Genomic DNA, 23,254 nt, shown 5'->3' with positions numbered 1-23,254 from the left:
AGAATTAGCATGGCTTCATTACGTGATCAGTTAGGTGGTCTGGTTTACTCCACCGAGCATGGTAAAACTTGCCCCGACTGCCGAGCTCCCATTGATGACTGCCGCTGTGAGGAAACCAGTGAGCAGGAGCGGCTTGCGGCACTGGACGGCATCGTGCGTATTCGCCGGGAAACTAGCGGGCGCAAAGGCAAGGGCGTTACGACGATTAGCGGGGTACCGCTTGCCCACGCTGAACTCAAGGCGCTAGCCAAGACGCTTAAGCAGCGCTGTGGTACCGGTGGCGCTGTCAAGGATGGCATGATTGAAATCCAGGGCGACCATCGCGAAACGCTGCGCAATGCCTTAACCTCTATGGGCTACCAGGTAAAATTAGCGGGCGGTTGATGCGCTCTGGGCACTCATAGGCACTCTCCCCCCTGGCACACGGCTAAAGGGCAAGGCACGACAATGGTTTGGTTGGAATACCTGCTACCGCTCATCTTCTTGTTCCCCATGGCAGCAATGGGCGGCATTGTATTAGCATTGCGTAGCCTTCACGATGCCCGTGTTCACTCCCCCTTCGCCGCACCGCTGCGTGAGCCAGGCCAAGCGCTTCGCCACCGCCTGGACCAAGCATTCTCTAGCCTGTTTCTGAACGGTACATTGGGGCCTCTGGTCAGCCTAGCACCGCTGGTCTATGGCATGGGGCGTATGCTGTTTGTTGATAAACAGGACTGGGTGGAATGGGCTCTTTACGGTCTGCTAAGCACGCTGCTGGTGCTGGCATTTTCGCTGCTGCTGGTGCGTGACTACCAGCGCATTCGTCGTTTGAAACTGGGCCTTGCTTGCGAGCTGGCAGTGGGGCAGGAGTTGGAGCGCCTAGTGCGGCCAGAGGCGCATCCTTACTACGTCTTCCATGATGTACCTACCGACAGCTTCACCATCGACCATGTTGTCGTCACGCCCCACGGCGTATTTGTTGTCGAAACCAGGGCAAGGGCACTGGCGATCGGCACCGATGGCAAAGAGCTGAACTGCGTGGCGGTGGAGCGTGAGCGGCTGCGTTTCCCCCACTGGCAGGAGCGGCGGCCGCTGCATAAAACACGGCAAGGGGTTAGCTGGCTCAGCCAGTGGCTAGAGCGCCGCTGTGGCGTACCGGTGCCGGTGAAAGGGGTTTTAGTATTGCCCGGCTGGGAGATTGATACCAGCGAGGCCTCGCCGGATATTCTGGTGGTCAGTGGCGAGCAGCTTGCTAAGCAGCTCACCGAAATCACCCCTGGGCAGATGAGCGATGCCATTCATGACAAGATCATCCATATCTTGCTGGAGCGGGCACGACTGATGGAGCTCAAGCACCTCCGCCAGCCGTCCGTGTAATACGTGGCTCAGTCGCCGCGTAGCCGCCCCCCCATCTCTTGGGCAAGATCGACCGCGTAGTGGTCGGTCATACCGCCAATGAAGTCCAACATCCGCCGGTAGCTGTCATAGAGCGTCCATGAGGGTAACGGCGTGTTCTCGCCAATTAACGCCAGCACCCGCTGGTGTTTAAAAGAGCTGTGGCCGGTATGATGTAACTCATGGGCCGCGCCGATAAAGGCCTCTAACAGGATACCCAGCGTGGTATAAGCACCAATCTCTAGCTTGGCCTTGCGCTCATTCTGGAAAATCCGCTCTCGGGCAAGCTGCTTGGCGGAGCGTACGCCCCACCCCAAATCAGGGTGGCAAAGCTCCAGTAAATCTTCACTTAGCGTGCCGCTGAGTAGCGCCTGCTCATGCTGGACAAATACCGCGCCCACTTCATTAACGGCCCGCTCCATAGCAGCCCCCCTTAACAGGGCAATACGGCGGCGTTGCGAGACATTTTTACGCTGCATCTCGGCATACTCAGGAGGAAAGTCGCCGGCAATCTGGCGCAGAATCTCGACCACTTCCTCATAGCGCAGAATACCCATCTCCAGGCCATCTTCCAGGTCCAGCAGGGCATAGCAAATATCATCCGCCGCTTCGACAAGCCAGGCCAGCGGGTGGCGACACCAGCGCTGCTCCCCTTGGGGAAGCAGCCCAACTGCATCCGCAACTTCCTTCAACAGCGCCTGCTCCGACTGGTAGCAGCCAAACTTACCCGCCCGTCCGCTATAGCGCACCGTCCACGGGTACTTCAGAAGCGTGCCCAGCGTCGCTGCGGATAGGCGCATTCCGCCGTTGAACTGGTTGTACTCAATCTGGGTGATCACGCGGAAGCCCTGGGCGTTGCCTTCGTAGGTCAACAGGTCTTCCCGCTCAGCGTCTGACAGGCCATCCAGCAGGCCGCTTCCCTGGGCGCGCCGGAACCAGTCGCGGATAGCGTACTCACCGGCGTGGCCAAAGGGCGGGTTGCCGATGTCATGCCCAAGACACGCGGTTTGCACGATCACACCAAGGTCGGCGGGCGTAATCCAATCGGGGAGGCGGTCGCGCAGAAGCTCACCCACAATCATTCCCAGGGAGCGGCCAACACAACCAACTTCCAGGGAGTGGGTCAAACGCGTATGGATATGATCGTTTTCAGTGAGGGGATGCACTTGGGTTTTACGCCCCAAGCGCCGGAAGGAGCCGGAAAAGACAATGCGATCATGATCTTTATGAAACGGACTACGCCCAATTTCTCGGGAGCTACCTGTCCGTTTATCGTGAAGGCGTCGGGGGGAAAGTAACTGATCCCATTGCATTTGTGTCATAGCACTCCTCCTTGGAGTGCACATTCTGACATAAAAATGCTGACATAAAACGACGGGATCGATAGACAAACAAAAAACCCAGCCTAATGGCTGGGTTCTTTGCAGGATAGGTGCCTGACGATGACCTACTCTCGCATGGGGAGACCCCACACTACCATCGGCGCTAAGCGGTTTCACTGCTGAGTTCGGCATGGGATCAGGTGGTTCACGCGTGCTATGGTCGTCAGGCGTAACGGGTAATGCATATCATGCTGTGTTAAGTGACGTCTCTTTGGCAAGCCTTCGCTGGCTTGTGCGTATCCGGTGTTCTGAGTGGCTGTCCACTCGTCGTTATCATCGCGCCCAGACCCCTTGGGTGTTATAGGGTCAAGCCTCACGGGCCATTAGTACACGTTAGCTCAACGCCTTGCAGCGCTTCCACACCGTGCCTATCAACCAGCTGGTCTCGCTGGGCCCTTTAGGAGGCTCAAGGCCTCGGGGATGTCTCATCTTGAAGGGGGCTTCCCGCTTAGATGCCTTCAGCGGTTATCCCGTCCGACCATAGCTACCCGGCAATGCCACTGGCGTGACAACCGGAACACCAGAGGGTCGTCCACTCCGGTCCTCTCGTACTAGGAGCAGCTCTTCTCAAACATCCAACGCCCACGGCAGATAGGGACCGAACTGTCTCACGACGTTCTAAACCCAGCTCGCGTACCACTTTAAATGGCGAACAGCCATACCCTTGGGACCGACTTCAGCCCCAGGATGTGATGAGCCGACATCGAGGTGCCAAACACCGCCGTCGATGTGAACTCTTGGGCGGTATCAGCCTGTTATCCCCGGAGTACCTTTTATCCGTTGAGCGATGGCCCTTCCATACAGAACCACCGGATCACTAGAACCTGCTTTCGCACCTGCTCGACGTGTCTGTCTCGCAGTCAAGCACCCTTATGCTCTTGCACTCATTGCACGATGTCCGACCGTGCTGAGGGTACCTTCGTGCTCCTCCGTTACGCTTTGGGAGGAGACCGCCCCAGTCAAACTACCCACCACACACTGTCCTCGATCCGGATCACGGACCTGAGTGAGAACGCCAATGATGCCAGGCTGGTATTTCAAGGTTGGCTCCACCCGAACTGGCGTCCGGGTTTCCAAGCCTCCCAGCTATCCTACACAGGCAACATCAGCGTCCAGTGTGAAGCTATAGTAAAGGTTCACGGGGTCTTTCCGTCTAGCCGCGGGTACACCGCATCTTCACGGCGATTTCAATTTCACTGAGTCTCGGGTGGAGACAGCGTGGCCATCATTACGCCATTCGTGCAGGTCGGAACTTACCCGACAAGGAATTTCGCTACCTTAGGACCGTTATAGTTACGGCCGCCGTTTACCGGGGCTTCGATCAAGAGCTTCGGCCGAGGCCTAACACCATCACTTAACCTTCCGGCACCGGGCAGGCGTCACACCCTATACGTCCGCTTGCGCGTTAGCAGAGTGCTGTGTTTTTACTAAACAGTTGCAGCCACCTGGTATCTTCGACCGGTTCGGGCTGAGGAAGCAAGTTCCCTTACCCTACGCCGGCGTGCCTTCTCCCGAAGTTACGGCACCATTTTGCCTAGTTCCTTCACCCGAGTTCTCTCAAGCGCCTTGGGATTCTCACCCTGACCACCTGTGTCGGTTTGGGGTACGGTCGCACATGATCTGAAGCTTAGAGGCTTTTCCTGGAAGCGTGGCATCAATGACTTCGACACCGGGGTGTCTTCGTCTCGTCTCTCGGCCTTGGCGTCCCGGATTTACCTAAGACACCAGCCTACTGACTTTCACCAGGACAACCAACGCCTGGCTCACCTAGCCTTCTCCGTCCCCCCATCGCAATCATGTCCGGTACGGGAATATTGACCCGTTTCCCATCGACTACGCCTTTCGGCCTCGCCTTAGGGGCCGACTCACTCTGCTCCGATTAGCGTCGAACAGAAACCCTTGGTCTTCCGGCGAGGGAGTTTTTCACTCCCTTTATCGTTACTCATGTCAGCATTCGCACTCGTGATACCTCCAGCATGCTTCTCAACACACCTTCATTGGCTTACACGACGCTCCTCTACCGCTCATCCAGAGGATGAACCCGTAGCTTCGGTACCTGGTTTAGCCCCGTTACATCTTCCGCGCAGGCCGACTCGACTAGTGAGCTATTACGCTTTCTTTAAAGGATGGCTGCTTCTAAGCCAACCTCCTAGCTGTCTGAGCCTTCCCACATCGTTTCCCACTTAACCAGGATTTGGGGACCTTAGCTGACGGTCTGGGTTGTTTCCCTTTTCACGACGGACGTTAGCACCCGCCGTGTGTCTCCCACGCTGGCACTCACCGGTATTCGGAGTTTGCCTCGGGTTGGTAAGTCGGGATGACCCCCTAGCCGAAACAGTGCTCTACCCCCGGTGGTGATACGTGAGGCGCTACCTAAATAGCTTTCGAGGAGAACCAGCTATCTCCGAGCTTGATTAGCCTTTCACTCCGATCCACAAGTCATCCAAATCTTTTTCAACAGATCCTGGTTCGGGCCTCCAGTTGATGTTACTCAACCTTCACCCTGCTCATGGATAGATCGCTCGGTTTCGGGTCTATATCCAGCGACTGTGTCGCCCAGTTAAGACTCGGTTTCCCTACGGCTCCCCTATACGGTTAACCTCGCCACTGAATATAAGTCGCTGACCCATTATACAAAAGGTACGCAGTCACGGAACAAAGTCCGCTCCTACTGCTTGTACGCACACGGTTTCAGGATCTATTTCACTCCCCTCTCCGGGGTTCTTTTCGCCTTTCCCTCACGGTACTGGTTCACTATCGGTCAGCCAGGAGTATTTAGCCTTGGAGGATGGTCCCCCCGTCTTCAGTCAAGGTTTCTCGTGCCCCGACCTACTCGATTTCACGTGATCAGATTTTCGGCTACGGGGCTATCACCCGCTATGGCCGTGCTTCCCAGCACGTTCGCCTAATCCGTCACACGCTTAAGGGCTGGTCCCCGTTCGCTCGCCGCTACTAGGGGAATCTCGGTTGATTTCTTTTCCTCAGGGTACTTAGATGTTTCAGTTCCCCTGGTTCGCCTCCTACGCCTATATATTCAGCGTAGGATACTCAGCTGGTGCTGAGTGGGTTTCCCCATTCAGAGATGTCCGGGTCACAGGTTGTTTGCCACCTCACCGAACCTTATCGCAGGCTACCACGTCTTTCATCGCCTCTGGCTGCCTAGGCATCCACCGTGTGCGCTTCATTGCTTGACCCTATAACCCGAAGGGGTCTGGTATCGCGCAATGATAACGATTGCCGGATACGCTTGAGACGTATCACTTAACAATTTACGTATGAACGTTTTCAAAAAACGTTCATGTCAGCATGATATACATTGTTAAAGAGCGACTGCTATAAGCAGTGATAAACGAATCGTATTGTCACCATCAAAAGAAAAAGAAAGGGCTTTAAAAAGTCTTTTCTCTTTTTTCAATATGAAGAAGACGCTTATCACTGCGTACCAACAGCATTCTGATCAGGTAATTCATTGTGAGCGCTTACCGCGAGGGGGAGTCATCGTTTAAGGAGGTGATCCAGCCGCAGGTTCCCCTACGGCTACCTTGTTACGACTTCACCCCAGTCATGAACCACACCGTGGTGATCGCCCTCTTGCGTTAGGCTAACCACTTCTGGTGCAGTCCACTCCCATGGTGTGACGGGCGGTGTGTACAAGGCCCGGGAACGTATTCACCGTAGCATTCTGATCTACGATTACTAGCGATTCCGACTTCACGGAGTCGAGTTGCAGACTCCGATCCGGACTGAGATCGGCTTTTCGGGATTGGCTGACTCTCGCGAGCTCGCAACCCTTTGTACCGACCATTGTAGCACGTGTGTAGCCCTACTCGTAAGGGCCATGATGACTTGACGTCGTCCCCACCTTCCTCCGGTTTGTCACCGGCAGTCTCCTTAGAGTTCCCGCCATTACGCGCTGGCAAATAAGGACAAGGGTTGCGCTCGTTACGGGACTTAACCCAACATTTCACAACACGAGCTGACGACAGCCATGCAGCACCTGTCTCTGCGTTCCCGAAGGCACTAAGGTATCTCTACCGAATTCGCAGGATGTCAAGAGTAGGTAAGGTTCTTCGCGTTGCATCGAATTAAACCACATGCTCCACCGCTTGTGCGGGCCCCCGTCAATTCATTTGAGTTTTAACCTTGCGGCCGTACTCCCCAGGCGGTCGACTTATCGCGTTAACTTCGCCACAAAGTGCGCTAGGCACCCAACGGCTGGTCGACATCGTTTACGGCGTGGACTACCAGGGTATCTAATCCTGTTTGCTACCCACGCTTTCGCACCTCAGTGTCAGTGTCAGTCCAGAAGGCCGCCTTCGCCACTGGTATTCCTCCCGATCTCTACGCATTTCACCGCTACACCGGGAATTCTACCTTCCTCTCCTGCACTCTAGCTTGACAGTTCCGGATGCCGTTCCCAGGTTGAGCCCGGGGCTTTCACAACCGGCTTATCAAGCCACCTACGCGCGCTTTACGCCCAGTAATTCCGATTAACGCTCGCACCCTCCGTATTACCGCGGCTGCTGGCACGGAGTTAGCCGGTGCTTCTTCTGCGAGTGATGTCTTTCCTAGCGGGTATTAACCGCTAGGCGTTCTTCCTCGCTGAAAGTGCTTTACAACCCGAGGGCCTTCTTCACACACGCGGCATGGCTGGATCAGGCTTGCGCCCATTGTCCAATATTCCCCACTGCTGCCTCCCGTAGGAGTTCGGGCCGTGTCTCAGTCCCGATGTGGCTGATCATCCTCTCAGACCAGCTACGGATCGTCGCCTTGGTGAGCCGTTACCTCACCAACTAGCTAATCCGACATAGGCTCATCCGATAGCGGGAGCCGGAGCCCCCTTTCTCCCGTAGGACGTATGCGGTATTAGCCTGGGTTTCCCCAGGTTATCCCCCACTATCGGGCAGATTCCTATGCATTACTCACCCGTCCGCCGCTCGTCAGCATCCAGCAAGCTGGATCTGTTACCGCTCGACTTGCATGTGTTAGGCCTGCCGCCAGCGTTCAATCTGAGCCATGATCAAACTCTTCAGTTTAAGATCTATGCGGTTCTTGCCTGTCGCCAAAGCGACAGAAGCGAACCAAACTTGGCTCAAGGGTCAAACGAATTCATTTATTAGGCCGAAGCCTGTTTGACGAGTCGCTTGCCTTGATGTTTTGGTGATTTATCACCCTCATCGGCAAGCGCCCACATGAATTACCTGATCAAATTGTTAAAGAGCTGTGTCGCGAGGCGGGCTTCGATGACCTGAACCGTGTTTCCTCAGCGAGGAAGGCGTATTCTACGCATTCCGTGGTGTTTGTCAACCGCTGTTTTTAGCGAGGGAAGCGAGCAATCCAAACTACCTACAAGACGGCGCTAACTTCCTGACAAACCAGAGGTTTTTCACCTCTTGCACCGCTGGTAACGCTAGGCGTCCCCGGCAGCGGATGCGTACTTTACGGATTCGCGGCCGGGTTGGCAAGAGCTATTTATCAAATAGTCGAAAAAAGTTTTCTTGGGGCAGCGTTTGCTGCTGAAAACCACTCAGACACTCTCTTAATGGCCTGGTTGGCGGTTACACTTAGCACACTACCAATAACAGGCATTCGGCCACTTCACCCACGCCTACCTATGATGAGGTCCATGATGAGCCAGCACCTATTAACAGTCGATTCATTAAATCGCGATAGCGTTGACCACCTGTTACGTGTGGCGGCACGCATGGAGCCGATTGCCAGTCGCCGCCAGGTGACCCGGGTGCTGGAGGGTGCAGTGCTGGGTAATTTGTTTTTTGAAGCGAGTACCCGTACACGGGTGAGCTTCAATGCAGCGTTCTGCCGATTGGGGGGAAGCGTGTGCGACACCACCGGCTTTACGTTCTCTTCCATGGCGAAAGGCGAGTCGCTTTATGACACCAGCCGAGTGATGAGTGGCTACTGCGATGCGATTGTGATGCGCCATCCAGATCAAGGCTCGGTAGCGGAGTTCGCTGCGGCCACCCATGTCCCCGTCATTAATGGTGGCGATGGCCCAGGCGAACACCCAAGCCAAGCCCTGCTGGACCTCTATACGATTGATAAGGAGTTTCAGCGATTAGGCAAACGCTTAAGCGGGGCGCATATTCTGCTGACCGGTGATTTGAAATACGGGCGCACGGTGCATTCGCTAATTAAGTTGCTGTCGCTCTATGACCCGCTGCGTATTACGCTGGTGTCACCCCCAGGGCTGGAGATGCCCTCCCATTTGATTGATCTAGTGGCTTCCCGTGGGCACCGCATCGAGCAACGCGACTCGCTGGCCAGCGACTTTAGTGATTTAGATGTGGTCTACACCACTCGTATCCAGAAAGAGCGCTTTACGGATGAAATGAACGAGAGCTTCCAGGGGCTTTCCGATGACTTTATGGTCAACCGTGATTTTCTTGACCAGCGCTGCAGCCAGAGCACGATCGTGATGCACCCACTGCCCCGCGATAGCCGCCCTGGCGCCAATGATTTGAACGTCGATTTAAACGGGGACCCAAGGCTGGCGATTTTCCGCCAAACCGATAATGGTATCCCCATGCGAATGGCGATTTTTGCCACGCTGCTAAAAGTGGATGAACTGATCGAGAAGGATTTGCGCCCTGTCCGCTGGTTCGTGCCCTCCCAAACCGGCACCCTCGACCGTTAATACGATGCTGGGTTAGTAAGCACTCCGCCCGCCGGGAAGGCCTTCCTGGTGGGCGAACCAGCCTTCTAAGATCAGTACAGCGGCAATGCCATCCACGCTCTCTGCTCGGTAATTACCCCGGTGCCCTGCCGCATGAGCAATCTGTTTGGCTTCACGGGTAGAGCCACGCTCATCGATCATTTCACAGGGCTTGCCATAGCGACCGTGCAGGCGATTGCCAAACTTGCGTGCGCGGGTACTCATCAATGATTCAGTGCCGTCCATATTGAGCGGCAAGCCGACGACGAACAGATCTGGCTGCCACTCTTCGATGAGACGCGTGACCACGTTCCAGTCGGGGATACCGTCCCGAGCCGTCAGCGGCGACAGCTCACGGGCACTGTTGAGCAGTTCGTTACCAACGGCAACACCAATACGGCGCGTGCCGAAATCAAAGGCCAGTATTAGGCGCTGTCCGTGCTCTGCCATGCTGCTCCTACTCCACGCCACTGGGTCTTATGCGTGACCCGCGTTGCGCGTCATCAGATTTAAATCCACCCCCAAAATACCCGCCGCTGCCGCCAGGCGCTCCGCTGGGGGTGTATCAAACAACACGCTGGCTTGACCTTCGACGGTTAGCCAGGTGTTCTCTTTGAGTTCCTCTTCCAGTTGCCCAACTTCCCAACCCGCACAGCCCAAACAGACCAAAAAGTGCTCAGGGCCGGTGCCATCCGCCAGCGCCTGGAGAATATCCATGGAGGTGGTCAGCGCGATGCCATCTTCCACCTGGATGCTGGAGTCCCACGCCTGGCTGTCTCCGATATGCAGAATAAAGCCACGGTCTTTATGCATGGGGCCGCCGTAATAAACCGGCGCATTACGATGGGGGCTGTCGTCACCGCCGAGAGAGAGCTGCTCAAACAGTGCATCCAGAGTGATCTCCAACGGGCGGTTGGCAATTACGCCCATGCAACCGTTATGGTCATGGTCACATAAATAGATCAGGCTGCCCGCGAAGTTAGGATCTTCCAAGTGGGGCATCGCCATCAAAAAGTGGTGTTTTAAACTTTGCATGGATCTCCTACGGCTTGCCGATGGCTCGGCAAGCCTTGCGTCATTTGGCGAATAGAACGTTCACGGTTTAGGCCAAGCGACGTTCGATAGCGTCTAGCAGCATTCCGGCAATATTGGTGCCTCGCTGGTCGTCAATCTCACGAACGCAGGTGGGGCTCGTTACATTGATTTCCGTGATGTAGTCGCCAATCACGTCCAGGCCGACGAACATCAGCCCTTTTTCACGAATTATCGGCTGTACTTGCTGGATCAACCAGTGGTCGCGCTCAGTTAATTCACGGCTCACGCCGCGCCCGCCTGCGGCCAGGTTGCCACGGGTTTCGCCCGCTGAAGGAATGCGCGCCAACCCATAGGGTACCGGCTCGCCATCCACCAAAAGAATCCGCGTGTCGCCATCCTTGATTTCTGGCAGGTAGCGCTGGGCCATGATTTGCCGCTGGCCACGTAGCGTCAGCTGCTCAATGACCGCACCAATGTTGCGGCCATCGGGGCCAATATGAAAAATCCCCGTGCCGCCCATGCCGTCGAGCGGCTTGAAGATCACATCGCCATGCTCGGCATGGAAGGCGCGTAGCACGTCATCGCGGCTGGCGACCACCGTCGGCGCGCAGCACTGGGGGAACTGCTGGGCAAAGAGCTTCTCATTGCACTGCAACAGCGCGGCGGTGGGATTTACCACCAGTACGCCCTCGCGCTCGGCAAAGCCCAACAGATGCACCGCATTGATAAACTCCGCATCCACCGGCGGGTCTTTACGCATTAGCACTACGTCCAGCTCGGCCAGTGGCCGGTGAGTAGCCTCACCCAGATCGTACCAGTGCTCGGGGTTACGATGTACCTTCAGCGGGCGCATCCGCGCGTAAGCCTTACCTGCCTGCAAGAAAAGATCGTCCTGCTCCATGTAGTGGAGCGTATAGCCTCGCTCTTGGGCTGCCCACAGCATCGCTAAGGTGGTGTCTTTCTTGTAAGCGATGTCGCTGATGGGATCCATCACCACACCGAGATGCAACGTTGATTGGCTCATTGAAATACAGTCCATGCAGGATCAATAGGTCATCAGTATGCCGCACTGCTTCCACGGCTCCAAACGCAGCTACTTATCCGTAGCGTCGGAGAGCGCGCCAGGCACTAGGCGAATCGCATCCGGTGCGAGGGTGATTAACTGCTGTTTATAGAGTCGGCCAATCGCCTGCTTATAGGCGCTTTTGCTCACCCCTAACCGCGTTTTGATGTCGTGCGCCGAGCTTTTATCGCCCAGCGGCAAATAGCCACCGCTTTCGCGCAGCGCCTTCAGCACTTTGTCACCCACCACGTCCAGACGTGCCGCACCTGGCGGTAGTAGTGAAATATCCACGCGGCCATCCTCGCGGCGTTGTTTCACGAAACCTTTCAGCGACTGCCCACGACGTAGGGGCTGGGTAATATCGTCCTGATAAATCAGCCCCCAGTAGCGGTGATTAACCACCACTTTCATGCCCAGGTCGGTACGGTCGGCCACCACCACATCGACTTCATCGCCTTTCTCTAGGGCCCAGGCGTCGTCCGTCAGGAAACGGTCGAGTCGCATGGAAGCAACCGGCCGCCCCTGGTCATCGCTATACAGCATCACCAACACCCGCTTGCCGGGGTCGGGGCGAAAGCGCTGCTCGCTATAGGGCAGCAGCACGTCTTTGGGCTGCCCCCAGCGGAGAAAAGCCCCGGTGCTGTTCACCGCGGTCACGGTTAGGTAGGCCACATCGCCCAGTTGGGCAGACGCATCGCTGACGGATCGGGGGGTGGAGTGTGACTCACGGACCATGGGTACCGTCCTTACAAGAAGTAGATCTTCATTATGGTACCTTGCCTACGCAAGGCAAAGCAGCGTCGGATGACGTCATCGACGGGTACAAAAAACCGCTGCCGCAGCAAAGACGGCAGCGGCTTGATAGTAAGCGCTTACAAATCGCCGAAGTGGTGCTGCAAAAGCGTTAGCGCGACAACGGGAGCGGTTTCAGTACGCAGTACCCGAGGCCCCAGCGTGAGGGGCGTAAAGCGGCTGGCGATCGCTGCCTGAATATCCGTCTCGCTTAGGCCACCCTCTGGGCCAATCAACAGCGCGGCGGACGTGGGCCTCTCTGGCTGGGCAAAGCCGTTACCTGTCGCCAAGTGCAGCATCAAGCGAAGCGGCTCCTGGCGCTCGACCAACCACTCACCTAACGCCTGTGGCGGGTGAACAGGTGGAACAACGGCACGGCCGCTCTGCTCACAGGCGCTGGCCACCACGGCCTGCCAGTGGGCTAACTTCTTCTCTTCGCGATCACCTTTCAAACGCACATCACCCCGCTCGGTATAGAGCGGGGTGATCGCCGCGACGCCAAGCTCGACGGCTTTTTGAATGGCGTAATCCATGCGGTCGCCCTTGGAAATGGCTTGCCCAAGATGCACCGCCAGCGGCGACTCACCGCTGCCTGGCCACACCGCCTCAACAGTCACGGTGGTGTGCTTGCGGCTCACCTCCGCCAACCGCACGCCCGCCTCTTGGCCTGCACCATCAAACAAGATCAGCGGCGCACCTTCGCCCATTCGCAGTACGCGGGTCACGTGCTTCGCTGGGCCTTCGGGCAGCGTCAAGGTAGCGCCCGCTGAAAGCTCAGCAGGCACATAGAGGCGCGGCATTTTGCCGTGTTGGGCCAGCCAGTCTGCAGCGGTCAGCGAGTCCGACATGGCTTAGTGGGTGTTCTCAGCCGCTTGACTCGCCTGCTGCGCTTCGCGCTGCTTGCGCTGGGCATACATGGCTTCAAAGTTGACCGGTGCCAGCATCAGCGGCGGGAAACCGCCACGATTGACCAGGTTATCGACGCACTCGCGGGCATACGGGAACAACAGGTTGGGGCAGAACGCACCTAGCGTTTGCTCCAGCTGCGCGCCTTCGATACCCGCAATACGGAACAGGCCCGCCTGCTCAACTTCCGCCAAGAACGAGGTGGTGCCAGTCTCGCTATCGTTAACCTGGGCAGTCACTTTTACGACCACTTCATACTGGTCATCCGCCACTTTCTGGCTGGTGGTGTTGAGGTCCAGATTGACCTTCGGCTTGAACGCCTGCTTGAACACAGCAGGAGAGTTAGGTGCTTCGAAGGAAATGTCTTTCACGTAAATACGCTGTAAAGAGAATTTCAGCTGGGGCTTTTCGCCTTCTGCGGCGCCTGCCTGCGGGGTGTTGTTATCTTCCGCCATGGGATACTCCTGATTGTTCATCCAATAAAAATAGGTGCGGCAATACCGCTATTTATGCTCTCGTTTACTTCTTAACCATCGGAAGGCCATCCGCCTGCCACTGCATCATGCCGCCGCGTAGCTTCATCACACGCTCAAACCCTGCTTTAGCGAGTTTTGCCTGGGCAGCGCCAGCGCTTTGGCCATGCTTGCAGACTACAATGATCGGCTGGGCTTTCACTTTATCCAGCTCGTTCATGCGGCTATCAAGGCTGCTTTGGGGAATGTTGCGAGCGCCTGCGATATGCCCGGCTTTGAAGTCTTTGCTTTCACGAATATCCAGCACCACCGCGTCTTCACGGTTGATAAGCTGGGTGGCCTGCGTAGAGGACACCGCATTCGAGGCGGCGCTGCGCGTTTCATAAACAATCCACGCTATGAGCACCAGCAAAAATGCCCCCACGAGGAGGGGGTGGTTCATTACGAATTCGAGCAGCTGATCGATCATCGCGAACACAATCTCTTGGTCTATGCAGAAAAAAGCGGCCTAACCGCCCTCAGAAACGCGACAAGTATACACGTCACAGGGCATACCGCGCAGGCCATGACGCCCGACGGCTGCCTGCGTTATGATGCCCCAAGCGCGCGCCTGTCGCGACCCCGATTATCAGGTGTTGTCTGAAAACTGGCTGAGCCGCCCTCACCAGCGTTTCAAACAGCACCTCACGTCGCTTGGCTGACCCACAAACGAGGGATTTTTTCATGTCATCATCTGCACCGCGCCCCGTGGCGCTGATCATCCTAGACGGCTACGGCCACAACCCCGATAACGCTCACAACGCCGTCGCAGCGGCTAACACCCCGGTGATGGACGCGCTATGGGCCAACCGCCCCCACGCCTTCGTGCATACCGATGGCCGCCATGTCGGGCTACCCGACGGGCAGATGGGCAATTCCGAAGTGGGCCACATGAACCTAGGTGCCGGACGCATCGTTTACCAGGACTTTACGCGCATCACCAAAGCCATTGAGGATGGCGACCTGGATACCAACGAGGTGCTCACCAAGCCCATCGATGAAGCAGTCGCCAATGGCCGTGCCGTACATCTGTTGGGCCTGCTCTCCCCAGGCGGCGTACACAGCCACGAAGATCACTTCATCGCCATGGCCGAGCTAGCGGCGCGGCGTGGTGCCCAGCGCATCTACGTGCACGCCTTTCTGGATGGCCGCGATATGCCGCCGCAAAGCGCGCTGGCGTCTATCGAGCGCGCCAATGCCCGCCTGTCAGAGCTGGTCGGTGCCGATAACGGTTTTGTCGCCTCGATTATTGGCCGCTTCTTCGCCATGGATCGCGACAACCGCTGGGAGCGCGTGGAGCAAGCCTACCGCCTGCTCACCGACGGCCACGCCGACTACACCACCACCAGCGCAGAGATCGGGCTACGCGACGCCTACGAGCGCGGCGAGACCGATGAGTTCGTGGCCGCCACCAGCGTGCCGGTCAACGGTAACGCCATCACGTTACAAGATGGCGACGCGGCGATTTTCCTGAACTTCCGCTCCGACCGCGCCCGCGAGCTGACCCGCGCCTTTACCGATGCGAACTTTACCGGCTTTGAGCGCCAAGCCCGCCCCGCACTGGCAGGCGATGGCTTGGTGATGATGACCCAGTATGCGGCCGACATCGATGCGCCCGCAGCGTTTCCGCCTACCGACCTCACCGATACGCTGGGCGAAGTGGTGGCCAAGCGCGGTCTCACTCAGCTGCGAATTGCCGAAACGGAAAAGTACCCTCACGTCACCTTCTTCTTCTCTGGTGGTAACGAAGCCGAGTACGAAGGCGAAGAGCGCATCCTGGTGCCCTCCCCTCGTGACGTAAAAACCTACGATGAAAAGCCGGAAATGAGCGCGTTCGAAATCACCGACAAGCTCGTCGAGGCCATCGACAGCGGTCACTTTGATCTCATTGTGTGCAACTATGCCAATGGCGACATGGTGGGCCACACCGGTGATTTCGATGCCGCCGTGAAGGCGATTGAAACCGTTGATATTTGCGTTGGCCGCGTAGTGGAAGCGATTGAGCGCGCAGGCGGCGCCTGCCTGATCACCGCCGACCACGGCAACGCCGAGCAGATGGTCCACCCGGAAACCGGTGCCCCGCAAACCGCCCACACCACCTTTGTGGTGCCACTGGTGTACGTGGGTGAACGGCCTGCCCAGCTCGAAGATGGCCGACTGTGCGATCTGGCCCCCACGCTGCTAACCATGATGGACCAGCCGCAGCCTGAGGCGATGACCGGAACGTCGCTACTGCGCTTCGCGTAATGCCCATGTGGCGACGGCTCGCTTTAGCCTTCCTGCTGCTGGCGTTGAGCCAGACGCCTGCCTTGGCGCAGCAGGACGAGCAGGCCGCCAGAGAGCAGCTCGATGCCCTCGGCCAACAGATTGACGCCATGGCCGAGCGGCTGAGTGCCACCGGCCAAGCGCGGGACAGCGCCCAGCGCGAGCTACGTGCGGTGGAAACGGAGCTGGCCCAAACCCACCAGCGTCTGGATGAGCTACAGGCCGAGCGGCGCCAGCTAACCGACGAAACAACCAGGCTACGCCAGCACCGTGCACGCCTGGAGAGCGAACGGGATGCCCAGTATGCTGCCCTAGGGCAGCAGCTGGCCGCGCTTTACCGGCTGGGGCCAACGCCCCAGCTCAAGCTACTGCTTAACCAAAGCGACCCCGCCGAGCTTGACCGTATGCAGGCCTATTTAAACCGGCTTACCCAAGCACGTCAGCAGCGCTTGGCCGATATTGCGCGGCTGGACACGGCGCTAGCCGATACCGAACAGGCGCTTGCCGAGCGCCAAGCTCGTTTGGATACATTAGCTGACGAACTGGAAACCCAAAGTGCACTGCTCGCCGAGCGTACCGAAGAGCGCCGTGGCGTAGTCACCACCCTGGACGACCGCTACGGTAGCGAAGCGGATCGATTGGCCGACCTGAACCAAAGCCGCGAGCAGGCGGAGCAGCAGTTGCGAGCAATTCAGGCGGAACTAGCGCGCCTAGCGGAGCCCACACCCACCACGCACATCACCCGCACCCAAGGCGATTTGCCCTGGCCGGTGCAGGGCGCCATCACCACCGGCTTCCAGCGGCGCGATGGCGTTCACTATAACGGCATTGTGATTAAGGCCAGCCAAGGAACCGCCGTCACAGCGGTCCACGCGGGCCGCGTGGTGTTTGCCGATTGGATGCGTGGATTCGGTAACCTATTGATTATCGATCACGGCGACCAGATCATGACGCTCTATGCCCACCTGCAGCAGTTCAGCGCCCGCCCAGGCCAACAGGTGGAACGCGGCGATGACATTGGCCGGGTAGGCAACAGCGGCGGCCAAGCCAGCCCAGCGCTCTACTTCGAGGTACGCCGTAGCGGTGAACCAATTAATCCGCAACGTTGGATTGCGCGCCGTTGACGGGATAAGCTGGTGATAGTGGCTTTATGATGAACGTCTCAACCCATGCAGTGCTGTCTGGTGCTGCCTTTCGCCTAGCGGAGTCCGCATGACGCTATCTGTTACCAAGGTATCGGCCCCTGCCAAGCGTTTCTTGGCTACCCTGCTTCCGCTCGCGCTGCTGGCCACTTCGTTCCCCCTCGCTGCTCAACCGAACGACGTTGCCGATGCGCTGCCGCTAGAGGAGATCCAAACCTTCGCTGAGGTCTTCGAGCGCATCAAGCGTGGCTATGTGGAAGAGGTGGATGACCGCACGCTGCTACGTAATGCCATGCGCGGCATGTTGAGCGAGCTGGACCCCCATTCGGCTTATTTGGATGAAGACGAGTACCAGAGCCTGCGGGAATCCACCCAAGGCGAGTTTGGCGGTATCGGTATCGAAGTGGGCACCCAGAATGGCCAACTGATGATTGTGACGCCCATTGACGACACGCCCGCCTCCCGGGCGGGCCTACTGTCCCAGGATATTATCATCGCCATCGACGGCACCCCCACCGATAGCCTATCGCTACAGGAAGCCGTCAATCTGATGCGTGGCGACCCCGGCACATCGCTTCGTTTGACGATTCTGCGCTCCGGCGAAGAGTCACCCCGTGAATTTACGCTGACCCGCGAAGTTATCCGCAGCGAAAGCGTCAAACATGAAACGCTGGAACCTGGCTATGGCTACCTACGTATCAGCCAGTTTCAATCCCGCACTCCTGAGCAAGCTCGCAGCGCCCTTGAGGATATGACCCGCGAGCAGCCGTTAGAAGGCTTGATTCTTGATCTACGAAATAATCCTGGAGGTGTTCTACAAGCAGCCGTCGGGGTGGCGGATCTGTTTCTGGATGAGGGGTTGATCGTCTATACCGAAGGGCGGCTGTCGGATACAGAGATGTCATTCTCGGCTTCCCCCGATACTCCCGCAAGAGACGTACCGCTGGTGGTACTGATCAACAGCGGCAGCGCGTCGGCGGCGGAAATTGTCGCCGGTGCCCTGCAAGACCAGCGCCGAGGTGTCATCATGGGCACCGAAAGTTTTGGTAAAGGATCGGTGCAGCAGATTATGCCGCTAGGTAACGGTGAAGGCTTGAAACTCACCACCGCACTTTACTACACCCCCAACGGCCGCTCGATTCAGGCCCAGGGTATTGAGCCCGATGTCGACGTGGTGCGCGGCCGCCTGGAAGTCGCGGAAGGGCGACGAGAAATCCGCGAAGCAGACCTGGACGGCCACTTGAGCAGCCAACGCGAGCTGCCGCCGGAGCGCGCCGCGATGTCCCAGCGGCTGCGCGACGACTACCAGCTCAGCGAAGCCCTTAACCTGTTGAAAGCGCTGAACGTGGTGGATCGCCGCCGCGGCTAGCTAGCGGCACGACGCTGGCAGGCGGCCCCGCTCTCCGGTCGCCTGTCGCATTACCAAGCGCTTGAGCGGCACGAGCTGGTTCATACTGCTCATCCCGACATTGCGCGCCAGCGTGAGTACCGGCTGATGGCTGCCAAACAGCAGCTTAAAGCCTTTCATTAAGCCCAGCATGGCGCTGTTATCCAAGCGCCGCCGGCGCTCATAGCGGCTAAGCGTGGCAAGGCTTCCCCAGGGGGCACCGCGCCGCCATGCCGCGACCACCTCTTCAGCTAACACCGCTGCGTCCATCAAGCCCAAATTAACCCCCTGCCCAGCCAGTGGATGAATGCTATGGGCAGCATCGCCTACCAGAGCGAAGTTGGGCTGCACATACTGTTTGGCGTGGCGCTGTATCAGCGGAAACCGGTAGGCGCTATCCACGGGCACGACTCTGCCCAGGCGGTGGTCGAAGGCTTCCCCAAGCGCCTGCCCCAATGCTTCTGGAGCACACCCGGTAAGTTCATTGGCATGTTCCGATGTGGTGGACCAAACAATGGAACAGTAGCGGTCATCGCCATTGACGGTGAGCGGCAAGAACGCCAGCGGACGGCCGCCAATAAAGGCTTGGCGTGCGGTAGCGCCGTGGGGCTGTTCGCAGCGCACCGTGGTGACCACCGCTTCTTGCTCCATGGACTCCTCGGCAACCGAGATCCCTGCCAGCTCCCGCAGGGCTGAGCGCGCACCGTCGGCGGCGACTAATAGCGGCGTCTGTAGCTGCCGACCATCGTCCAGCACCAGCCAACGGCCACCGGCTGTGGTTTGCAGGGCAGACACACGGGCACCATCCAAGCGTGTCACGGTCGGCAGCTTGGCGACCTGCCCATTCAGCGCGGCCAGCGTGATATCGTTTTCGACAATATGGCCAAGCACGGCGGTACCCGCCTCGTCCGCCGAGAAGTGGATATGGCCACTGCCCTCGGCATCCCACACCTGCATATAGCGGTAAGGCGTGACCCGCCGCACAGTAGCCATGGCGGACCACGCTCCTAAATGAGTCAGTAAGCGCTGGGAAACCGGGGTTAGCGCACTCACCCGCGCGGCGGGAATATCCCCCACAACATCGTCAAGGTGCAGCGGCGCCTCTTTAGCCTCCACCAGCGCCACCCGCATCCCTTCTCTGGCCAGTAATCCGGCAAGCGCCGTGCCCACCATGCCCGCACCAACAATCACCGCATCGAAACGCGCGACGGGCGGCTTAGCTGCTTCTGATTGCGTTGTCATAACACTCCTTAGATGCACTCCCTAGACGAATGAGCACTCTAGCGTTCAAGCCCCATCGCGCGGCGAGCCAACCCACGGCGCAGCGGGCCAATCAAATTAAGGCCGATCAAGCCAGCTCCACGGGCGTGGGGCAGCAGTGGCAGCGAATAGCCGAATAGCCGCACTAAGCCGTCGCTAAAGCGGATCACATTGGCACGGTCTTGGGCACGACGGCGTTCAAAGGCCAGCAGCGTGTCCATATCGCCCAAGGTGCGTTGTTGTTGAGCGCCCTGGGAGAGTGCTTCGACCAAATCCATCACCGAGCGCAACGCCAGGTTGAAGCCTTGCCCAGCCACCGGATGTAGCGCATGGGCGGCATTACCTAGCACCACCAAGCCAGGACGCACCGGCTCCTCTGCGGTCACCAGCGAAAGCGGATAGCTAAACCGCTGGCCAACACGGGTAAAGCGCCCAACTCGGTCGCCAAATGCCTGTTGAAGCTGGCTCAGGAACGCATGGTCCGGTAGCGCCAGCCGTGCCTGCTCGCTACCGCTAGGATGGGTCCACACCAGCTCCATAACCTGCCCTGGCAAGGGCAGTAGGGCAATGGGGCCTTCTGAGGTAAAGCGCTCATAAGCAACGCCTTGGTGAGGCTGGCTAATACCGACATGGGCAATCACCGCCGTTTGCTCATAAGAGTGGCGGCGGCTGGCGATGCCTAGCTGCTCTTTCAGCCCCGAGCGTCCGCCATCGGCCAAAATCGTCAGCGTCGACGTTAGCTCGCTTCCATCGGAAAGCCGCAGATGGTGTCCGCTTGCCGTAGGGGTTAGCTGCGCCACCGTGGCTGGGCAGTGCCACTCAATGGGTAATTGCTGTAGCTGCCGATGCAGCACACGGCCCATCCAGGCGTTGGGTATCACATGCCCTAACGCCGCTACCCCTAGTTCTTCCGCATGCAGGCGAGTGGCGCCCAAGCGGCCCCGCTCGCTGATATGGATGCGCTTAATAGGCGCTGCCTCGGTCTGCATCGCCTCCCACACGCCGAGCTGGCGAAAACGCTGGGCAGAGCCTTCGGCAATGGCGCTGGCGCGGGCGTCGAAGCTGGGCTGCCAGGCGGTTTCCTGAGTATTTTGCGGGATCGCAGTCGCCTCAATAATGGCGACCCGCCAGCCGTAGCGCTCAATCAGTGGTGCCAATGCACAGCCCAAGCTGGCACCTACCAGTCCACCGCCCACAATCACGATGTCATGGGTGGGCGACTGCTTCTGTGCAGGCTTCACCTGTTCAGCCCCATGCATTGGCCTCTCCTCTTCATATTGCGTGGCTTTAAACCTAAACGTAATTTCGTAACGTAGTTTACATAATAAAAAAATCAGCCATATTGGCTGGTTATTTCTTAGCCATTATTTGCTCTATTTCTGCTACCTGCTTCGGCACACCATCGGTGAGAATGTCGTGCCCTTGCTCAGTGACCACTACGTTATCCTCGATACGAATACCCATACCGCGATAAGCGCTGGGAATATCATCGTCGGCAGGAATATAGAGGCCTGGCTCAACGGTGAGCACCATGCCAGGAGCCAGCGGGCGAGGCGTCGCTTCATCCAGGCGGTAAGTGCCTACATCATGCACATCCAACCCTAGCCAGTGAGAGGTAGAGTGGAGATAAAAGCGGCGGTAGCTTTCATCATCGATACGCGCCTGAACGTCACCCTCTAAAAGCCCCAGTTCAATCAACCCGGCGGTTAGGTCATGCACCACGCCTTGGTGGATATCCGCCAGCGTAGCGCCAGGAGCGACAGCCTCAACGGCGCGCACCTGGGCGTCTAGCACCACTTGGTACAGCGCCCGCTGGGCATCATTAAAGCGCCCGTTTACCGGGAAGGTGCGGGTAATATCGCCCGCGTAGAGATCAAACTCCGCACCGGCGTCAATTAATACCAGCGTGTCCTCCGCCAGCACGTCGCTGTTTTCAATATAGTGCAGCACGCAGGCGTTAGCGCCGCCGCCCACGATGGTGCCGTAGGCCGGGCCGCTGGCTCCCTGCCATACAAAAGTGTGCTCCAGCTCTGCCTGTAGCTGGTACTCGCCAAGCCCGGCACGGCAGGCACGCATGGCACGCACGTGCGCCTGGGCCGAAATGGCTGCGGCGTGGCGCAGCAGGGCAATTTCGGCGGGGCTTTTGATCAGGCGCATCTCGTGAGTCAGCGGGCGGCTATCCAGCCAGCCCTTCAGTGCAGGCTTGCCCCGGCGCATGCCCGCCTGGGCATGGGCAAGAGCCTCTTCAGCGATGCTAATTGCTTCGGGGTTATCCAGCGGCGCATAGAGCAGCTCGCGGCACTCCAGCAGGCCAGGCAGCAGGGCATCACGCTCGGCATTCTCGAATGCCTGGTCGATACCATGCAGGCTGACAACGCCTTCGGCCCCTAGCCGTCGGCCGGTCCAGGCCTCCATGGTGGGGTCGCGGTCTTGGCAGAACACCACGCTCTGCCCCTCGGCGCGGCCAGGCAGCAGTAACAGCAGCGCATCCGGCTCTCGGATACCGGTTAAATAGTAGAAGTCGCTCTGCTGGCGGAAGGGGTATTCACTGTCGTGGGAGCGGGTCACCAGCGATGCTGCAGGCAGCAGCAGCGCAGCATTGTTAGGCAGCTGCGCTATGAGCGCTTCCCGACGCTGCCGATACTCGTCTGGCCCAATAGCGGCGGGGCGAGGCGGTAACGATGACGGTAACTCTGGCAACATAACGGCTCCTATAAAAGCTTGGTCAACAGGAAAATTAGTGAACGGGGGCGTCGGTTTGCTCAACCTGGGGCTTGCCGGGGTGCTGTTCGGTGTAGAGCAGCATGGCTGCCATTCGGGCATGTTCGGTTAAGGCAAACAGGTCGTTCTCGTTTTCCGGGCTATCGTCGATGTCGGTTTCGATCTGCCCAAGGCCTTGGAGGTCATCAATCGCTTCTTTCAAGGTTTGCGACCAACGTTCCCGCAGGGTGTTATCCGCCACTTCATCGACCACTTCCATGAAGCCCAGCGTCCACTCTTTAAGGCCTTGGGCCTGCTCTGCAAGGGAGAACAACTCATCAGGCAGCAGCGGTGCGTAGTTCATGTCGCTGGCGCTAAGTGCCTCTAGCGTTTGGCGGCGCCAGCCCAATAGACGCTCGGCGCTGGCCGGGTCGCGGGGCTGCTCAACGCCCAGGCTTAGGCAAACCTCCTCCAGCCATGCTTCGGCAGTTACATCGCGCAGCGCCAATAAGCCGCATAGCCGGCCATCCAAAAAGGCAGGTGACTGCATGCTACCGTGCAATAAAAATACATCCGCTACGTCAGAAAAGTCCTGGCGCTCGTCAATCAATGACATGATTCGTGCTCGCTTTATCGAGTGTGAAGGTATGACCATGGGGATAGCGCGGCGTGCCTGCGCGTTGACCCCGCACAAGCGGCTCTCTTATAGTGAACGCCGACTATCCTTCCTATGTAGTGATGTTAACGCATCAGGCCCCTTACT

Annotated in this window: 18 protein-coding genes and 3 rRNA genes; 6 read left to right on the top strand and 15 right to left on the bottom strand. The window is 58.1% G+C overall.

The window, feature by feature from the left end:
* Positions 1-9: 9 nt before the first annotated feature.
* Both LG300_RS00220 and LG300_RS00215 read left to right on the top strand, forming a co-directional pair.
* Entirely contained in the window at positions 10-384 is a 375-nt protein-coding gene (locus LG300_RS00220) for a translation initiation factor Sui1 (protein WP_404376433.1), read from the top strand.
* Positions 385-447: 63 nt separating this feature from the next.
* Complete coding sequence (locus tag LG300_RS00215; RefSeq protein ID WP_404376432.1) at positions 448-1,356, top strand: nuclease-related domain-containing protein; 909 nt, start codon at positions 448-450, stop codon at positions 1,354-1,356.
* An 8-nt stretch (positions 1,357-1,364) separates the two neighbouring features.
* Here the strand turns inward: LG300_RS00215 and LG300_RS00210 are convergent, their stop codons facing one another.
* From LG300_RS00210 to LG300_RS00195, 4 genes are all read right to left on the bottom strand, one after another.
* Positions 1,365-2,696 (bottom strand): deoxyguanosinetriphosphate triphosphohydrolase, encoded by a 1,332-nt coding sequence (locus tag LG300_RS00210; protein ID WP_404376431.1) that lies wholly within the window; start codon positions 2,694-2,696, stop codon positions 1,365-1,367.
* Between the two features lie 112 nt (positions 2,697-2,808).
* Positions 2,809-2,924, bottom strand: a 5S ribosomal RNA gene (gene rrf, locus LG300_RS00205).
* 134 nt (positions 2,925-3,058) lie between these two features.
* Positions 3,059-5,950 (bottom strand): 23S ribosomal RNA (locus LG300_RS00200).
* Between the two features lie 309 nt (positions 5,951-6,259).
* Positions 6,260-7,792 (bottom strand): 16S ribosomal RNA (locus LG300_RS00195).
* Together the 16S, 23S and 5S rRNA genes form the textbook arrangement of a ribosomal RNA operon.
* Positions 7,793-8,385: 593 nt before the next feature.
* On the opposite strand from LG300_RS00195, the gene LG300_RS00190 reads away from it, so the two are divergent.
* On the top strand, positions 8,386-9,411 hold the full coding sequence (locus LG300_RS00190) for an aspartate carbamoyltransferase (protein WP_404377950.1): 1,026 nt from the start codon (positions 8,386-8,388) through the stop codon (positions 9,409-9,411).
* Between the two features lie 12 nt (positions 9,412-9,423).
* On the opposite strand, the gene ruvX is transcribed toward LG300_RS00190, so the two are convergent.
* The 7 genes from ruvX to LG300_RS00155 all read right to left on the bottom strand — a co-directional run bounded on the left by ruvX (position 9,424) and on the right by LG300_RS00155 (position 14,167).
* Positions 9,424-9,879 (bottom strand): Holliday junction resolvase RuvX, encoded by a 456-nt coding sequence (gene ruvX / locus LG300_RS00185; protein WP_404376430.1) that lies wholly within the window; start codon positions 9,877-9,879, stop codon positions 9,424-9,426.
* A gap of 27 nt (positions 9,880-9,906) precedes the next feature.
* On the bottom strand, positions 9,907-10,464 hold the full coding sequence (locus LG300_RS00180) for a YqgE/AlgH family protein (RefSeq protein ID WP_404376429.1): 558 nt from the start codon (positions 10,462-10,464) through the stop codon (positions 9,907-9,909).
* A 67-nt stretch (positions 10,465-10,531) separates the two neighbouring features.
* Entirely contained in the window at positions 10,532-11,488 is a 957-nt protein-coding gene (gene gshB, locus LG300_RS00175) for a glutathione synthase (protein ID WP_404376428.1), read from the bottom strand.
* 69 nt (positions 11,489-11,557) lie between these two features.
* Positions 11,558-12,262, bottom strand: coding sequence for a S1 RNA-binding domain-containing protein (locus LG300_RS00170; RefSeq protein ID WP_404376427.1), 705 nt, complete (start codon positions 12,260-12,262; stop codon positions 11,558-11,560).
* A gap of 137 nt (positions 12,263-12,399) precedes the next feature.
* Positions 12,400-13,167, bottom strand: a complete 768-nt coding sequence (locus LG300_RS00165; RefSeq protein ID WP_404376426.1) for a 16S rRNA (uracil(1498)-N(3))-methyltransferase — start codon at positions 13,165-13,167, stop codon at positions 12,400-12,402.
* A 3-nt stretch (positions 13,168-13,170) separates the two neighbouring features.
* Entirely contained in the window at positions 13,171-13,680 is a 510-nt protein-coding gene (gene secB, locus LG300_RS00160; RefSeq protein ID WP_404376425.1) for a protein-export chaperone SecB, read from the bottom strand.
* 64 nt (positions 13,681-13,744) lie between these two features.
* A complete protein-coding gene (locus LG300_RS00155; protein WP_404376423.1) occupies positions 13,745-14,167 on the bottom strand; it encodes a rhodanese-like domain-containing protein in 423 nt (140 codons plus the stop codon).
* Between the two features lie 254 nt (positions 14,168-14,421).
* On the opposite strand from LG300_RS00155, the gene gpmI reads away from it, so the two are divergent.
* The 3 genes from gpmI (at position 14,422) to LG300_RS00140 (ending at position 18,513) form a co-directional block, all read left to right on the top strand.
* Positions 14,422-15,984, top strand: coding sequence for a 2,3-bisphosphoglycerate-independent phosphoglycerate mutase (gene gpmI, locus LG300_RS00150; protein ID WP_404376422.1), 1,563 nt, complete (start codon positions 14,422-14,424; stop codon positions 15,982-15,984).
* The gene (locus LG300_RS00145) at positions 15,984-17,126 is read left to right on the top strand and encodes a murein hydrolase activator EnvC family protein (protein WP_404376420.1); all 1,143 of its coding nucleotides are present in this window, start codon (positions 15,984-15,986) and stop codon (positions 17,124-17,126) included. Before gpmI ends, LG300_RS00145 begins: the two co-directional genes overlap by 1 nt.
* Before the next feature lie 88 nt (positions 17,127-17,214).
* A complete protein-coding gene (locus LG300_RS00140; RefSeq protein ID WP_404376419.1) occupies positions 17,215-18,513 on the top strand; it encodes a S41 family peptidase in 1,299 nt (432 codons plus the stop codon).
* Here LG300_RS00140 and LG300_RS00135 read toward each other — a convergent pair whose 3' ends face one another.
* From LG300_RS00135 to LG300_RS00120, 4 genes are all read right to left on the bottom strand, one after another.
* On the bottom strand, positions 18,514-19,773 hold the full coding sequence (locus LG300_RS00135; RefSeq protein WP_404376418.1) for a UbiH/UbiF/VisC/COQ6 family ubiquinone biosynthesis hydroxylase: 1,260 nt from the start codon (positions 19,771-19,773) through the stop codon (positions 18,514-18,516).
* A 38-nt stretch (positions 19,774-19,811) separates the two neighbouring features.
* A complete protein-coding gene (gene ubiH / locus LG300_RS00130) occupies positions 19,812-21,050 on the bottom strand; it encodes a 2-octaprenyl-6-methoxyphenyl hydroxylase (RefSeq protein WP_404376417.1) in 1,239 nt (412 codons plus the stop codon).
* 91 nt (positions 21,051-21,141) lie between these two features.
* Positions 21,142-22,494, bottom strand: coding sequence for a Xaa-Pro aminopeptidase (gene pepP / locus LG300_RS00125; RefSeq protein WP_404376416.1), 1,353 nt, complete (start codon positions 22,492-22,494; stop codon positions 21,142-21,144).
* A gap of 34 nt (positions 22,495-22,528) precedes the next feature.
* Positions 22,529-23,107, bottom strand: coding sequence for a UPF0149 family protein (locus tag LG300_RS00120; RefSeq protein WP_404376415.1), 579 nt, complete (start codon positions 23,105-23,107; stop codon positions 22,529-22,531).
* Positions 23,108-23,254 lie beyond the last annotated feature (147 nt).

Origin of the sequence: Vreelandella aquamarina, from assembly GCF_044805175.1 — a bacterium.
Taxonomy (GTDB): Bacteria; Pseudomonadota; Gammaproteobacteria; order Pseudomonadales; family Halomonadaceae; genus Vreelandella; species Vreelandella aquamarina_B.
Note: the sequence above shows the minus strand (reverse complement) of the source record. Positions and strands in the feature narration are given on the sequence as shown.